Genomic DNA, 15,463 nt, shown 5'->3' with positions numbered 1-15,463 from the left:
TTACTCTGGATGACAACCACTTTACCCACGGGGGTTCGCTCAAGGAACCTGACGATTGATTTTTTACGCGGCATCTCGATTTTAGTGGTGCTCTTGCATCACTTTAATATTCCCTATCGCATCTCTGATACCTTCCTGAACTTCCATATTTTCGGCTTTCCGCTGCTCCGAGCCATTGCCCGAAATGGTAACTATGGGGTCACGATGTTCTTTGTGATTTCAGGATTTCTGATTACCTCGCATGCGATCAAGCGCTGGCACAGTCTGGATCGGGTGCATATCTGGTCTTTCTACGGCATGCGCATCGCCAGAATCATCCCAAGCTTGCTGTTGCTGCTGGTCATCGTCAATGGCTTGAGCTTGCTTGAGTTGAAACCCTTTTTGAATGATGACTATAACGGCGCACCTTTCTCTTATGCAGTGGTGAACTTTGCATCGCTCACCTTCTGGATGAATGTGCTGATCATCAAGTATGGCTGGGTCAACTATGCGCTTGGGGTGCTGTGGTCGTTGTCGGTGGAAGAGGTGTTTTATCTAAGCTTCCCGATAGCCTGTTTGTTTTTAAGGAAGTCGAAATATCTGATTTTGTTTTGGCTGGTGTTTATCATCATCGGGCCGATCTATCGTTCCTTTCATCAGGATGGTGATAGCGAAGCCTATCTGTATGCCTATTTCTCTAGCTTTGACGGCATTGCGATTGGCTGCTGCGCGGCGGTACTGGCGAATACGCTTGCGGTTAAGCGAATCGTGTTTAATCCTGCTATCAGCAAAGTCATCCAGATTGTCACGATCATCACCATGGTGGTGTTTTATTTGTACGCGTCCATTGGTGCTAACAACATCTGGGGCGTGACCTTCATGTCGTTCTGCACGGCGATTCTGCTGGTGGCTAGCGTTTTGAAAAACGGCAGTGTAAAAAGTGATGATCTGTTGCCTGTCGCTAAGCAGAATATCATCGCGCGTGCCATCCGGAGTCTGGGTAAACGCAGCTATGAACTCTACCTATTTCATCTGGTGATCTTGGGATTGATCAAGGTGTTCTATCCACCAGCGTCAGTGGTGGGTAATGAGAAGATTCTGCTGCTGGTGGTCTTTGCGGTAGGTAGCCTGATTCTCAGCTATGCGATTGCCCGACTGTATTCCGATCCGCTCAACCGCTACTTTAGAAAGAAGCTGATGCGGAAGGAAAAAGGCGAGCAGATTGTGGAGTTTCGGTGAGGGTGGGTTTCGGGTGTTGGTCAATGTATTACCTAGTCTTCATCCCCCAAAGAGAAGGGCATTCTTGTATTTAAGCAGGTTTAACCGGATTCGCCATTTGCAAATACCCCACCACCATCTGCGTCAAGCCTTCCACGATCTCCTGTTCCTTCATCATGTTCTGCGGGGCGGTCATGTATTGAGTCATGGTGAACAAGGTGCTATTCACAATAATAAAGAAACGCACGTGCAGGTTCTCGATCGGGTATTTCTGATAGAACTTCAGGAAATAAATACGTCCAAAATCCAGTGAGTAATTCTGCATGGTGTCGATCATCTTCTGGATCGGCAGACGATGCCAATTGCGTGCGATCTCCAAGTACAGCCCATCTTCTTGCCTAAACAGGCCGAAGCCAAACAGGATCGACTCATGCACGATGTGGGCAAGATCGTCGGAGTCCAGACGAGTGATGAGCTGTTGCAAGTTCAAGATCATCTCTCGGGTCTTTTGTTCAAGCAGGGCTTCGATCAGCGCTTGTTTATCATCAAAGTACTGATATAGCGAGCCAACGCTGACGCCTGCAACCTCGGCGATCTTGGGCGTGGTCACGCCTTCCAGACCATACTTGGTGACACAACGGGCGGTGGCTTCGATCAGGGTCTCGACCATCTGTTGGGAGCGTTCTTGTCTGGGACGTTTGCGCATATGGGGATGCTCACTGCTTGTGTATGAGTCGGCGATGCTTATTGGCGAATACTTTATATGAATTGAATGCGAATTGAATGCGAATATATATTCGTATTATTGTCGGTGGAATGCAACCTTTACTGGATGAATCGCATGACTGCTTCACTCGATATCAGCAATTCACGCCCGCATCGCGCCAAGTCTTTTGCGCAGACCCAGCAAACGCCGTTCAGTTTTAGACTGTTTCAGCCGGTGATCGGTCGGGATCTCAAACCCAGTTATAGAGAATATCGCGCGCTGATTTCCGGCTTGTCGCAAGGGGATCAGATCATGGATGACTTCGTCGAATGGATGTTTAGCAATAGTCCTAAAGTGGGCAAGCAGCAGTTTGATCAAGCGCTGCATCAGGGTATTCATACGGTTAAGGATTGTCCAGAATCGCTTAAACGCTTGTTTAAGCATGTTGAGCACACGCCTGAATGGTTTGATCAGACACTGATTGATGATGCACTCGCGTTTATCCATGGCACGGGCACCTATGCCAATCATGTGCTGCGTGATGCGGCGTTGATGGGGGGCTATTTGCTGTCGGGTTTTAATCAGGCACTGGTGATGACGGGTGCGCTGAATAAAGGCGCGTCAAAACGGGTAGGTGAGACCTATAAGTGGTGGATTGATTGTACGGAGCCGCAAGGATTACAGCGTTTTGGGGTGGGCTTTAAATCAACGCTGCATGTGCGTTTCATTCATGCGCTGGTGCGTCGTAATCTCGCCAAAAGTGAAAAATGGGATAGCGATGAATGGGGATTGCCGATCTGCCAGGTGGATATGGCCGCGACCAATTTAGCGTTTTCGGTGGTGTTTCTATCCGGACTTCGGGCGCTAGGGATCTTTGCAACGCCGCATGAGTCGAAGGCGGTGATGCACTTATGGCGCTATGTCGGTTGGTTGATGGGGGTGGATGAGCAGTGGCTGTTGGCCAGTGAGCGCGAGAGTATTGCCTTGCTTTATCACACCACCCTGACCCAGTCGGCACCCGATTGGACGAGTCAAGAGTTGGGCAAGGCGCTGTCGATTGAACCGTTAAGTCGCCATTACGCGAATCTGGAGTCGGTACGCCGACTGTATGCCTACCACAAGCATTTAAGCGTCAGTCGTTATTTCTTAGGCCAGAAAAAAATGCAGCAGTTGGGGTTACCCAAGCAAACGCTTCCGTGGTTTCCACTGATTACCGCACCGATCAATGTGGTCAGTTATACCGCGCAGCGTCTGGTCCCGACGATCCATTCAGCACTCCAGCAGCGCGGACGGCAAGCGCAGCTCGATATGCTGGCACAGTTTGGGGAGCATGGACACGGGACGATTCAACCCGATAAGCATCATCCGGCACATGTCTAGGAGCGAAGTGCTCAAACAGTGACTTATGCGGTCAGCGTGATGTCATTGTGAATCAGACCAACGATATGAAAGACTCGAAGGAGTCAAATGGACTCTATAAGGAATATGCAAAGATGACGACCCAACTAGAAAGCCTGCGTGGAAAGACCCTGTTTATTACCGGAGGTAGTCGCGGGATTGGACGTGCGATTGCACTGCGTGCGGCAGCCGATGGCGCCAATGTGGTGATCGCGGCCAAGACGGCGGTCGAGAGTGACAAGCTGGTGGGTAGCGTCTATAGCGTGGCGGAGGAAGTCGTTGCGGCAGGGGGCAAAGCGCTGCCGCTTATCGTTGATGTCCGTGATGCCGATCAAGTGATCGCGGCAATGGCACAAGCGGCAGAACACTTCGGTGGCATCGATATTCTGGTTAATAACGCAGGAGCGATTAACCTAATGGGTGTTGAACATACCTCCCTGAAAAAATACGACCTGATCCAGACCATCAATCATCGCGCGACCTTTATCTGTGCGCAAGCCGCGCTGCCTTATCTGAAGAAATCCACCAACGCGCATATCTTAAGTCTGTCGCCACCGGTGAATATGGCACCGCATTGGCTTAAGCCTTTCTCGCCCTATGCCTTGTCAAAATACGGCATGACGATTCTGACTTTAGGGATGGCGGAGGAGTTCCGTGACTATGGCATCTCGTGCAATACGCTGTGGCCTGCAACCTATATCGCCACTGCTGCGGTGGCAGTGAATCTGGGCGGGGAGAACACCCTGCTGGTTAGCCGTAAGCCTGAAATCATGGCTGATGCGGCCCATGCCATTTTTGCCAGCCCGAAGGGTACGGTCACGGGTCATGCTTTTACCGATGAGGAGTCTTTGGCTCGCATTGGGGTGACGGATTTGACCCATTATGCCTGCTCACCGGACCATCTCGATAAGCTGCAAAAGGACTTTTTCTTGGATTAAATCTTTAAAGTCCTGCGCCAGCATGCAGATCGGTTGTGACGTCCAACAATAAATGTGGTTTTTGATGATCAACATAAAAAGAGGATGCAAGGATGAAAGCGAATCAACGGGTGTGTGTGATTGGTGCAGGTCCCAGCGGGATTACTGCGGCGAAGAATTGTTTGGAGGCGGGGCTGCCAGTCGTCGTCTTTGAGAAGAATGACAAGGTGGGTGGCAACTGGGTGTTTAATTCAAAGACCGGACACTCCAGCGTCTATGAGAATACCCATATTATCAGCTCGAAAGTCTGGTCGGAATATGAAGACTATCCGATGCCGGAGGATTACCCAGACTATCCCAAGCACTCGCAACTACAAGCCTACTTCGAGTCCTATGCCAAGCACTTTGGCGTCTATGATGAGATTCGCTTTCATCATACCGTGCAGCATGTCAGTCGTTTGCCAAACGGCAATTGGCAAGTGGAGTTTCTGGATGCGAATGGTCAGAAGCATCAAGAGACGTTTACCGCACTGATGGTCAGCAATGGTCATCACTGGGACCCGAAATATCCTGAGTTTAAGGGTAAGTTCACTGGCAAGATGATGCACTCGCATGACTTTAAAGGCGTGACTGAAGAGTGGCGTGGCAAGGAGGTGCTGGTGATTGGCGGCGGCAACTCGGCGTGTGATGTGGCGGTGGAGTCAGCACGGATTGCAGGCGCGGTAAAGCTGTCGATGCGTAGTCCACAGTGGTTTGTGCCCAAGTTTATCTTTGGTCAACCGACTGATGTGTTTGCCGCACGGAGTAAATGGTTGCCTAGACGTATACGCCAGCATTCGCTTAAAGCCGTACTGACGCTGATGCAAGGGTCTTATAAAAAGTATGGTTTGCCAGAGAATACCTGCTTGCCGCTCGAGAATCATCCGACGGCAAATTCTGATCTGCTCGACTTTATCCGTCATGGTCGCATCAAGCCGCGCCCCGGGATCAAGAGTCTAGACGGTGGGGTGGTGGAGTTTACCGATGGTACGCGCGAACGCTTTGATATCATCTGCGCTTGCACGGGATTCTGGACCACGTTTCCGTTCTTTGACGAGTCGATGATCAATTTTAAACATGTCGAGAAGGTGCCGCTGTATCGCAAGATGATGCATGCCGACTATCCCAACTTGTATTTCATTGGACTGTTTCAGCCGATTGGTTGTATCTGGCCTTTGGCAGACTATCAGGCGAAGCTGGCGTGTCAGGAGATATTGGGTAACTACCAGCGTCCTTATGATATGCACGCGGCGATTCAGCATGAGATTGATCATCCGCACTTTAAGTTTGAAGGCGGTCAACGCCATGCGGTTGAGGTGGACTATCACGGACATCGCAATGATCTCAAAGCCGAGTTGAAGAAGGTCGGGATTGATATTGGAGAAGCGCCTGAAGGCGTGAAGAAAAACTACAAGAAGTTTCCCTCGAAGTATCAGCCGAAGGGACCTGCGAAAGCCAAGCCGAAGTTATCGTTGACGGCTTGAGCTAAGGACTGCTGTTTTCAAAGAGGATGCTATGCGTAGTCTTGGTGCAAGGTTGTCGTATACGGTTTTATGCTAAATAAAAAGTGGGTTTAGGCGATTTTCGCCTGCCCCACAGGATGATAAGCCCGATTAAAATAAACCAAGCCTTGATCGTGTTGATTTTGTTGAATCGCGACAATACGGCAAATAAAAATAGCATGGGTTCCGACTTCTTGAATTTGCTCAATCTGACAATCAAAACTCACCAGAGAATCCTCTAACACGGGTGCGCCAGTTTTTAATGCTGTCCAAACACCATATTCAAACCGCTCTTCAGAACTCAATTTGGACGAAAATACGTTGGAAATATGCTGATGGTGCGCGCCTAACACATTCACGGTTAAAATTTTATTTTCTATAAAATGGATATGTGACCGAGACGCTTTATTCATACAAACCAACAATGTCGGCGGGGTATCCGTGACACTGCACACGGCAGATGCAGTAAATCCATAACGGCCAGAAATTCCAGCCGTGGTAATGACATTGACCGCACCTGTTAACAAAGACATTGCATTTTTAAAGTCTGTTACTTCAACCATTATGTTGTTCCTCAGTTGAACCGATGCTATGTCTTCATTGCGCACGGGGTTACGGGACTGATCATGAATATCCAATCAAACGGGCAACCCTTTGCTCATTTCAATATCGGTTAGTATGAGTTCGAGAGCTCTCTTCGAACGATTTCTGCACCTGCACTTAACGCATTGAGCTTGCCCCTTGCGACGGCACGAGGTAGCGGAGCCATGCCGCAGTTGGTACACGGATAGAGCTTGTCAGCATCGACAAACTGAAGCGCTTTGCGTAGGGTGTTGGCGACTTCTTCAGGGGTTTCAATCGCATGGTTTGCCACATCAATGGCCCCGACCATGACTTTTTTACCGCGAATGAGTTCAATCAGATCCATGGGAACATGCGAGTTGTGACATTCCAGCGAGATGATATCGATACTGGATTTTTGCAGTTTGGGGAAGGCTTCTTCATATTGCCGCCACTCTGAACCCAGTGTCTTTTTCCAATCTGTATTGGCTTTAATGCCGTAACCATAGCAAATATGAACAGCCGTTTCGCATTGAAGACCTTCAATGGCCCTTTCTAAGGTGGCGACCCCCCAATCATTCACCTCATCAAAGAAAACGTTAAATGCCGGCTCATCAAATTGGATGATATCAACACCAGCAGCCTCTAATTCTAGGGCTTCTTGATTGAGAATTTTGGCAAATTCCCAAGCGAGTTTTTCGCGACTTTTATAGTGGTTATCATAAAGTGTATCAATCATCGTCATTGGACCCGGCAGGGCCCATTTAATCGGTTGATTGGTTTGCTGACGTAAAAACTTGGCGTCCTCCACAAAAACGGGCTTTTGGCGAGTCACAGCGCCAACGACTGTCGGTACGCTCGCATCATAGCGATCACGAATTCTAACGGTCTCACGTTTCTCAAAATCAACGCCATCAAGATGCTCAATAAACGTGGTGACAAAATGTTGGCGGGTTTGCTCACCATCACTGACAATATCAATCCCTGCATGGAGTTGCTCTTGCAAGGACAAACGTAAAGCATCTTGTTTGCCGTCAACGAGTTCCTCATCTTGCAATTTCCACGGGGACCACAGTGTCTCCGGTTGTGCAAGCCAAGAGGGTTTCGGTAAGCTGCCAGCAGTTGATGTGGGTAGTAATTTTTTCATAATAGATGACCTGATAACCGTGTGTTTTTGATGAGTCAAAGCGTGTAATGAGCGGACCACTGCTCAAGAATGGCTTGGTAGGGTTTGATAAATTGCTCTTCAACAAACTTGCCCTGCTCAATCGCCAGTTGGCTACGTTCTTCTCGATCGTAAACAATGCGCGTTAATGAATAATCCTGATGCTTTAGGCTGGGTTGGTAGGATTTTCCTGCCGCAGAATTCGCATTGTAGATCTCAGGTCGGTAAATCTTTTGGAAGGTATCCATCGTGCTGATGGTACTGATCAGCTCAAGATTGGTGTAATCACCCAGCAAATCGCCGACAAAGTAGAAAGCCAAAGGCGCAACACTATTCGGCGGCATGAAATAGCGAACCTTTAAGCCCATTTTTTTGAAATATTCATCCGTTAAAGAATATTCATCTTGCAGGTATTCAACACCCAATACAGGATGCTGATTTTCAGTGCGATGATAGGTCTTACTACTCGAAACACTTAGACATATCACGGGTGGTTTTTTAAAGTGTTCTTTGTAAGCATTTGAATTGATGAAATACTTAAAGAGCTTCCCATGCAGATCGCCAAAATTATCTGGCGTGCTAAATTCGGGCTGATTCTTGGTATGTTCTAGCAGCAATACACTAAAATCATAATCGCGCACGTAAGAGGAGAAATTATTCCCGACAATACCGTCAATGCGTTCATTGGTTTTTCGATCAAGAATTTTCGTTTTCAAAATTTCAATCAAAGGGATGGCAGGGCCACTGCTTTTGGCATCAATATTCATCTCAACCGAAACGATTTCAAGTTCGACCGTATAACGGTCGCCTTTGGGGTTATCCCAATGCGCCAAGGCATTGAAACGATTGTCAATCATCCGTAAAGTGTTGCGCAAGTTTTCTTGGCGACTCTGTCCTCTCGCCAAATTCGCAAAGTTGGTTGTGATCCGCGTATTCTCTGAGGGATGATAGTTTTCATCGAAACAAATGCTTTTGATCGTGAATGTGAACTCGTTACTCATGATGATCTGGTACCCTAATTTCTGAGATAAAACCTGAATTTATTTCATGCTCTTTTCTGGACTTTTCAATTTTCGTTACTGATCTTTCCAGCCAATAGCATTCCCAGTCTTTTCTGATGTATGCCTAACGATACAGTTCAGAATCAACGATGATGTTGTCTAGAGTGAAGAGCATGGTGAATTCTATACTCGAACAGGATCATGAATAAAACGATATTATTTCAAAAAAAGATGAATGAAATTCACTATTGAGTGTTCTGTCTCATTTCAGAAGAAAAGGGAGGAAAGTGAGCGACGTCTTCTTTGGCAAGTTAAGTCAGTGAAATCAACCTGAAGTGGTCGAGAGAGATCACTGATATTTCTTAGTGCTTTTAAATTGCTATTAAAATCCATCTAGTCAATATATACATATCTTTTTTAAAGATTAATTTATCTTATAAAAATATTTTTCAACAAAATTAAAAGGCATACCATTCTTTGAGTTGTCGTCTTTTTTGAATTCAAACAGATCGCACGATTTTTTCATTATTCAAAATTGGGTGTCTTCAATTGGATTGGCAGTACATTGAACAGGTGAGCCCGCAATTTGCCAAAGCCCTGTGGATGACACTACAGATTTCTGTGCTCAGTATCATCTTGGCGATGGTCGTGGGGCTGGTGTGCAGTGTCCTGATCACCTATCGCGTGCGGGTGCTGGATCGACTGGCGAAGATCTATATCGAGCTGTCGCGCAATACACCGCTCCTTATTCAGCTTTTCTTCCTCTATTACGGCTTGCCCAAGATCGGCATCCGTATCGATGGTTTTGCCTGCGGGGTGATTGGTCTCACTTTTTTGGGTGGCAGTTATATGGCCGAGGCATTCCGAGCGGGATTACAGTCAGTTGCCAAAGGCCAGATTGATTCAGCCAAAAGTATTGGCTTAACGCCTGCACAAATCTTCCGATATGTGATTTTTCCGCAAGCCTTGACGGTGTCGATTCCTGCAATCGGTGCCAACTGTTTATTTCTGATCAAGGAAAGCTCGGTGGTGAGTGCCATTGCCGTGGTGGAGCTACTGTTTGTTACCAAGGATGTGATCGGTATGGATTACAAAACCTCTGAAGCGTTAGCGTTGCTCATCACGGCATATCTAATCATTTTGTTGCCAGTATCTCTCTTCACGCGCTTCCTTGAGCATCGTAGTCGGCGAGGCCTGCATGGGGTTTGACTATTTATTTCAGGCGGGACATCTGGAACGGTTACTGGCGGGTCTGTGGGTCACGGCGCGCATTGCATTTATTTCGGTGTTCTTTTCCGCGATCTTAGGGACATTGCTTGGCGTGATTATGACCTCCAAGTCTCGTGTGGTTAGGCTTGCTTGCCAATTATATTTAGAAGCCATGCGCATTATTCCGATCCTCGTGCTGTTGTTTATTTTCTACTTTGGTCTGGCGACATGGCTGGATTGGCAACTATCGGCAAGCGGGGTGTGTATCGTGGTATTTGTGCTGTGGGGCACGGCGGAGATGGGTGATCTGGTGCGTGCGGCGATAACTTCGATTGATCGCCATCAGCGCGATTCGGCGTATGCGATCGGGCTAACTCAGCGCCAAGCTTTGCTATATGTGGTGTTTCCACAGAGTTTAAAGCGGGTTACGCCGGGTGCGATCAATCTGTTTACACGCATGGTCAAGACCAGTTCGCTAGCAGCGCTGATTGGCGTGGTGGAGGTAATCAAGGTTGGGCAGCAGATTATTGAAAACTCATTGCTCACGGTACCGAGTGCATCGCTGTGGATTTATGGCTTTATTTTTATCTTGTACTTCCTGATTTGTTATCCCTTGTCGCTATTGGCGACGCATTTAGAACGTGTCTGGGAGTAGCGTGTGGCGTTGTTATCGATTCAGCAATTGCAGAAGTACTATTCAAGCAAACATACCCAAAGCCATGTTTTGCAAGGAATTGATCTTGATGTGAAAAAAGGCGAGGTCATCGTGATTCTGGGCCCGTCGGGCTGTGGTAAGAGCACTTTGCTGCGCTGCATTAATGGCTTGGAGCCGATTGAAGGTGGGGAGATTCGCTTAGCAGATTCAGGCGTGCTGGGTCAGGATATCCCGTGGACAGATGTACGGCAAAAGATCGGCATGGTGTTTCAGAACTATGAGTTATTTGGTCACTTAACCGTGATCGACAACATTTTGCTGGGGCCGCTCAAGGTGCAGAAAAGACAGCGCGCCGAGGCGGAGCAAGCTGCGGATGCACTACTCAAGCGTGTGGGGCTGTTCGACCGCAAGCATGATTATCCGCGTCAACTGTCGGGTGGGCAGAAACAGCGCATCGCGATTGTGCGGGCGCTGGCGATGAATCCTGAGGTGATTTTGCTGGATGAGATCACTGCGGCGCTTGATCCTGAGATGGTGCGTGAGGTGCTGGATGTGGTGCTGCGGCTTGCAAAAGAGGGCATGACCATGCTGATCGTGACCCACGAGATGTCGTTTGCACGCAACGTGGCGGATCGGGTGGTGTTTATGGATCATGGCAAGATCGTTGAGTCAGCAAGCCCCGATCATTTCTTTGACAATCCCAGTACTGAGCGGGCACGTGCGTTTTTAAATATTTTGGCGTATTAATTTTTCGGATTGAATCCATATCATAAGGTGAAATGAACCATGCATATCTTTACGGCAAACACGATCAAATCGCTCTGTGCGGTCTCTGCCTTAAGCTTGCTTGTGGCGTGTAGCAAGAGTCCTTCACCGGATCAGGCGGCAGGTAGCGATGCTTCAAGCCGCACCCCGTCCAGCATCGAACAGATCAAGAAAAATGGGGTGATACGTATCGGGGTCTTTAGCGATAAAGCGCCGTTTGGCTATATTGATGCACAAGGCAAGAGCCAAGGTTTTGATGTCGAGATTGCCAAGCACGTGGCGAAGGATTTACTCGGAGATGAAAGCAAAGTCCAGTTTGTGCTGACGGAAGCTGCGAACCGCGTCGAGTATCTCAAAGCCAATAAGGTGGATATCATCTTTGCCAATTTTACGATTACCCCGGAGCGCAAAGAAGCAGTGGATTTTGCCAAGCCTTATCTGAAAGTGGCGCTGGGGGTGGTGTCACCCAAGAGCCATCCGATTACTGATATTACGCAATTGAAAGATCAAACTTTGCTGGTCAACAAAGGCACCACGGCCGATGCGTTCTTTACCAAAAAATATCCCGACATCAAGCTGCAAAAGTATGAGCAAAACACCGAAACTTTCGATGCACTGAAAGACGGTCGCGGTGTGGCGCTGGCACATGACAATCTACTGGTGCTGGCATGGGCCAAAGCGAATCCCAACTATACCGTTGGGATCCCGAATCTGGGTGAGCAGGACTTGATTGCACCAGCCGTGAAAAAGGGCAATAAGGAGCTGCTGGATTGGCTGAATAGTGATCTGGACAAGCTGTCCAAGGACGGCGCGATCCGTGAGGCTTATGAGAAGACCTTAAAACCGGTGTATGGCGATAGCATTAATCCTAAAGATTTATTGGTGGAATGACCCTAAGATTGATCAAGGCTGAATCCATAGGCTCTCTTGAACTGAGGTTCAGTCTGACTCTTTAAATGATGTGACCTATAGGAATGACTATGCTGTATAGACCTCTCGGCAAGACTGACACCCCGGTCAGTATCATTACCCTCGGCACCATGACTTGGGGCGAGCAGAATACCGAAAACGAAGCACATGTACAGTTGGATCTGGCGGTGGATCATGGGGTTAACCTGATCGATGCCGCTGAGATGTATCCGGTGCCACCGCGACCCGAAACCCAAGGTCTGACCGAAACTTACCTCGGCACTTGGCTTAAAAAATCCGGCAACCGTGAGAAGGTGCTGGTTGCCACTAAAGCGGTTGGACCGTCGCTCAAACTGATCCAAGCCGCACATATACGCGGTGGCAAGACCCGTCACGACCGTCCGAATCTGGAAGCAGCACTGCATGACAGCTTAAAGCGTCTACAAACCGATTATGTTGATCTCTATCAACTGCATTGGCCAGATCGTACGACTAATCATTTTGGCGTACTAGGCTATGAACATGTGGCGGATGAAGACGCGGTGCCGATAGAAGAGACCTTGTCGATTCTGGATGGCTTCGTCAAAGCCGGAAAAATCCGTCATATCGGGCTATCCAATGAGACGCCATGGGGTGTGAATCAGTTCGTCAATATCGCAGAGCGTACCGGACTGTCTCGTGTGGTGAGTATCCAGAATCCCTACAACCTGCTGAATCGCACCTTTGAAATTGGTAATGCTGAGGTAGCGATCCGTGATCAGGTGGGGCTCTTGGCCTACTCACCGCTGGCGTTTGGCGCGCTGACGGGCAAGTACTTAAACGGTGCTAGACCTGAAGGGGCGCGCTTGTCACGCTGGGAGCGATTTAAGCGTTATAACGGCGTCATCCCTGAGCAGGCAATTGCCGCCTATGTGCAGCTTGCACGTGATCATGGTCTGGACCCCGCGCAGTTGGCGCTGGCGTATGTGAACACCCGCCCATTCCTCACCAGTAATATCATCGGGGCGACGACTTTGGAGCAGCTCAAAGCGAACTTGGCGAGTGTGGAGGTCAAGTTGTCCGATGAGGTGCTGACGGGGATTGAGCAGATTCATTTGGCGCATCCGAATCCCTGTCCTTAAGTGCGATTAGTCGAAGTTGCATCATGTCGTGATAGACATGTATGAGACGTTTATCTGGTTAATTTTTATTTTAGCCCGACCCGAGTAACCCTATGGTCGGGTTTTCTTTGTTGTGTGACCGGGTTGGCGGTCTGAAGTTTACAATGTACGAAACGTGATTTAAGTCTCTTTAATCAGTAGCATACGATAAAAATAAATTGATTATTTGCTGTGAAAGTTATTTATCCAAACTCATTTTTTCCCTACACTAAAAAAGAGCCGAAGTGATCTCCATAGGATGTGTTTTGATCCAATCGGCTTTGACGTAGGCCGTTTTCCTATTCATCAGTATCAAGTATAAGGACATCAATCGATGAGAACATTTTTTTCACGCAGTTTACTGGTGCTGGCTGTCGCGGCGACGACGGTCTATGCCGCAACCACCTTGTCACCGAATCAGAATAATCAGAGCGGCACGATTCCCAGTGGTTATGATGACCTGATTTTTCAACTGAGTAATGGCAATTGGGTGCCAAACCTGACACTGCCGCTCACTGCAAAAGACGGCGCTAAACTCAGCATTACCTCTTCAGCAGGCTATGACAGTCAACTGGATGCAACGCGTTCTGATGTCCCTGTAGCGCAGATTACGGTGAAAGCCGGCAATACCTTTAATTTTATTTTCAGTTTGGCTTCAGGCAAGTGGCAGTTACAGAGCAAAGTCTATACGCCGAATGCGAATGGTGCGGTGATGCCTGTTCCAGCCACGACGGACTTCCTGTCAACGTATAAACTGGCGGATGCCAACTGGGTGCCTGAAGTGACATTACCTGCGTCGGCTGTCGATGGGCAGTTTGTCAGTGTGCAATCCACTGCGACTTGGGCAAGCAAGATTAATACCCAGAATGTGTTATTCCCGAGCAGCTTCACGGTCAAAACAGGTGATCGCTATTATTTCCGCTATGTCGCTGCTTTAAGTCAGTGGGTGCCAGAGTCCTCGCCGACACGCGTGATCAGCCCAGCGGCTTTGGGGAGCCAGACCGCCAGTACCATCACCTCACCGATCAATGAGGTGACATTGACCGATACCGACCTCATGGCTGCGATCAGTTTGCCTGCCAGTGCCAATGATCGCGATCAGGTGATCGTGAAGTCAGCGACAGATCGTGTGGTGCATATCAACAATGCGCATACCAATACGCTGGCGACCCTGAATGTGAAACGCGGTGATCAGTATACCTTCCGCTATATCGCGGATAAGGCGTACTGGATTGTGCAGTCATCTCCAACCCCATTGTTTCAGTTGAAGGATGTGCCATCAGGTCAACTACCTGCTACGGCGACTCCAGTGACTGAAGTGAAGGCGGCGGATGCCAATTGGCAACCCACCCTACAGTTGCCGTTGACTGCCCAAGAGGGTGATCGTGTGATCCTACGCAGCACAGCAACCTACAGCGTCAATGTGGTGTCAGGTTCATTGGCAGAGCGTGTCTATACGGGTGAGAACGTGCGCTTCATCTACAATGCGCAGCATCAATGGCAACGTGAGACGCGTCTGATCACCATGCTGTTGACCTACAACAGCGCGGTATTGACTACTCTGGGAGACAGTGCGGCGAAGCTGAAGATGATCGAGTCGCTACGCCTTGCTAATGAGGGTGCTGAAAACAGCCATTTAAACTACTATGTAAAACAGGTCGGCGGCTTATTCCAGCGTGATCTCGTCGTTCCGGATCAAGATCTGCTGACGGCACTGTCCGTTGCCAAGTCTGATGCGGCGATTCTGAATGAGCGTAAACGGGTTAAAGCGGATGCCGTAGCTTACTTTGGTCGTGAGAGCATTTCTGCATGTGGCTGGGCGAATGTCTATGCTGATGTCCGCAGCATGTATACCGCCAACGATCTGGGCTGCGGTGTGACCGTGATGCGTCATGAGTTTGGTCACAACATGGGCTCAAACCACAATACAACCCATGAAGAAGCCGTTGCGACCCATTACTTGGGTTATGGCTTTGCTCATCCGCTCGGCAGTACGATTATGGGCGGCAACAGTTTGCCGTATTACTCAAGCCCTGATGTCTATAGCCCGCAGTACGGTGTGCGCCTCGGTGTGGCGAATGAGGTAGATGCCTCACAAGTGTTGAATGGTCACTCTGCGGCAGTCTCTGATTTTCATAATCAGTTGACCTATTCCTTCTAAGGATGCCTGACGGGTCGGATACCGCTCATGATTGCAAGATATCCAGCAATCATGGGTCGGTAGACGATCCTCTTCTTTTTTTGATAGTGCGACATTAAACGTATAAACCACCGTATACCCTTATCGCCTAGATCGCTTG

Annotated in this window: 14 protein-coding genes; 10 read left to right on the top strand and 4 right to left on the bottom strand. The window is 48.6% G+C overall.

All coding sequences use genetic code 11. The features are described from left to right. The first annotated feature begins 9 nt into the window (after positions 1–9). Positions 10–1,218, top strand: coding sequence for an acyltransferase family protein (locus HYN46_RS14685; RefSeq protein WP_114900086.1), 1,209 nt, complete (start codon positions 10–12; stop codon positions 1,216–1,218). 70 nt (positions 1,219–1,288) lie between these two features. Here the strand turns inward: HYN46_RS14685 and HYN46_RS14680 are convergent, their stop codons facing one another. Next, positions 1,289–1,903: a TetR/AcrR family transcriptional regulator gene (locus tag HYN46_RS14680; RefSeq protein ID WP_114900085.1), complete on the bottom strand. Its 615-nt coding sequence runs from the start codon at positions 1,901–1,903 to the stop codon at positions 1,289–1,291. Between the two features lie 135 nt (positions 1,904–2,038). On the opposite strand from HYN46_RS14680, the gene HYN46_RS14675 reads away from it, so the two are divergent. From HYN46_RS14675 to HYN46_RS14665, 3 genes are all read left to right on the top strand, one after another. Next, the gene (locus HYN46_RS14675) at positions 2,039–3,283 is read left to right on the top strand and encodes an oxygenase MpaB family protein (RefSeq protein ID WP_114900084.1); all 1,245 of its coding nucleotides are present in this window, start codon (positions 2,039–2,041) and stop codon (positions 3,281–3,283) included. 113 nt (positions 3,284–3,396) lie between these two features. Beyond that, positions 3,397–4,239 (top strand): SDR family oxidoreductase, encoded by an 843-nt coding sequence (locus HYN46_RS14670; protein WP_114900083.1) that lies wholly within the window; start codon positions 3,397–3,399, stop codon positions 4,237–4,239. Positions 4,240–4,331: 92 nt separating this feature from the next. Continuing rightward, positions 4,332–5,741 carry a flavin-containing monooxygenase gene (locus tag HYN46_RS14665; RefSeq protein WP_114900082.1) on the top strand — a complete coding sequence of 470 codons (1,410 nt, stop codon included), beginning with the start codon at positions 4,332–4,334 and terminating at the stop codon, positions 5,739–5,741. 89 nt (positions 5,742–5,830) lie between these two features. Here HYN46_RS14665 and HYN46_RS14660 read toward each other — a convergent pair whose 3' ends face one another. The 3 genes from HYN46_RS14660 to HYN46_RS14650 form a co-directional block, all read right to left on the bottom strand. Then, positions 5,831–6,322, bottom strand: a complete 492-nt coding sequence (locus HYN46_RS14660) for a flavin reductase (RefSeq protein WP_114900081.1) — start codon at positions 6,320–6,322, stop codon at positions 5,831–5,833. Positions 6,323–6,432: 110 nt separating this feature from the next. Continuing rightward, the gene (locus HYN46_RS14655; RefSeq protein WP_114900080.1) at positions 6,433–7,467 is read right to left on the bottom strand and encodes a methionine synthase; all 1,035 of its coding nucleotides are present in this window, start codon (positions 7,465–7,467) and stop codon (positions 6,433–6,435) included. 35 nt (positions 7,468–7,502) lie between these two features. Continuing rightward, on the bottom strand, positions 7,503–8,486 hold the full coding sequence (locus tag HYN46_RS14650; RefSeq protein ID WP_114900079.1) for a DUF1852 domain-containing protein: 984 nt from the start codon (positions 8,484–8,486) through the stop codon (positions 7,503–7,505). 549 nt (positions 8,487–9,035) lie between these two features. On the opposite strand from HYN46_RS14650, the gene HYN46_RS14645 reads away from it, so the two are divergent. The 6 genes from HYN46_RS14645 to HYN46_RS14620 all read left to right on the top strand — a co-directional run bounded on the left by HYN46_RS14645 (position 9,036) and on the right by HYN46_RS14620 (position 15,324). Continuing rightward, the gene (locus HYN46_RS14645; protein WP_114900078.1) at positions 9,036–9,695 is read left to right on the top strand and encodes an amino acid ABC transporter permease; all 660 of its coding nucleotides are present in this window, start codon (positions 9,036–9,038) and stop codon (positions 9,693–9,695) included. Continuing rightward, positions 9,685–10,350: an amino acid ABC transporter permease gene (locus HYN46_RS14640; RefSeq protein ID WP_114900077.1), complete on the top strand. Its 666-nt coding sequence runs from the start codon at positions 9,685–9,687 to the stop codon at positions 10,348–10,350. The genes HYN46_RS14645 and HYN46_RS14640 overlap by 11 nt, the downstream gene beginning before the upstream one ends. 3 nt (positions 10,351–10,353) lie before the next feature. After that, entirely contained in the window at positions 10,354–11,097 is a 744-nt protein-coding gene (locus tag HYN46_RS14635; RefSeq protein ID WP_114900076.1) for an amino acid ABC transporter ATP-binding protein, read from the top strand. A 39-nt stretch (positions 11,098–11,136) separates the two neighbouring features. Continuing rightward, positions 11,137–12,006, top strand: a complete 870-nt coding sequence (locus HYN46_RS14630) for a cysteine ABC transporter substrate-binding protein (protein WP_114900075.1) — start codon at positions 11,137–11,139, stop codon at positions 12,004–12,006. Positions 12,007–12,095: 89 nt separating this feature from the next. Continuing rightward, complete coding sequence (locus tag HYN46_RS14625; protein WP_114900074.1) at positions 12,096–13,145, top strand: NADP(H)-dependent aldo-keto reductase; 1,050 nt, start codon at positions 12,096–12,098, stop codon at positions 13,143–13,145. 352 nt (positions 13,146–13,497) lie between these two features. After that, positions 13,498–15,324 carry a zinc-dependent metalloprotease family protein gene (locus tag HYN46_RS14620; protein ID WP_114900073.1) on the top strand — a complete coding sequence of 609 codons (1,827 nt, stop codon included), beginning with the start codon at positions 13,498–13,500 and terminating at the stop codon, positions 15,322–15,324. Positions 15,325–15,463: the final 139 nt, after the last annotated feature.

Source organism: Aquirhabdus parva (assembly GCF_003351745.1).
GTDB classification, from domain to species: Bacteria; Pseudomonadota; Gammaproteobacteria; order Pseudomonadales; family Moraxellaceae; genus Aquirhabdus; species Aquirhabdus parva.
Note: the sequence above shows the minus strand (reverse complement) of the source record. Positions and strands in the feature narration are given on the sequence as shown.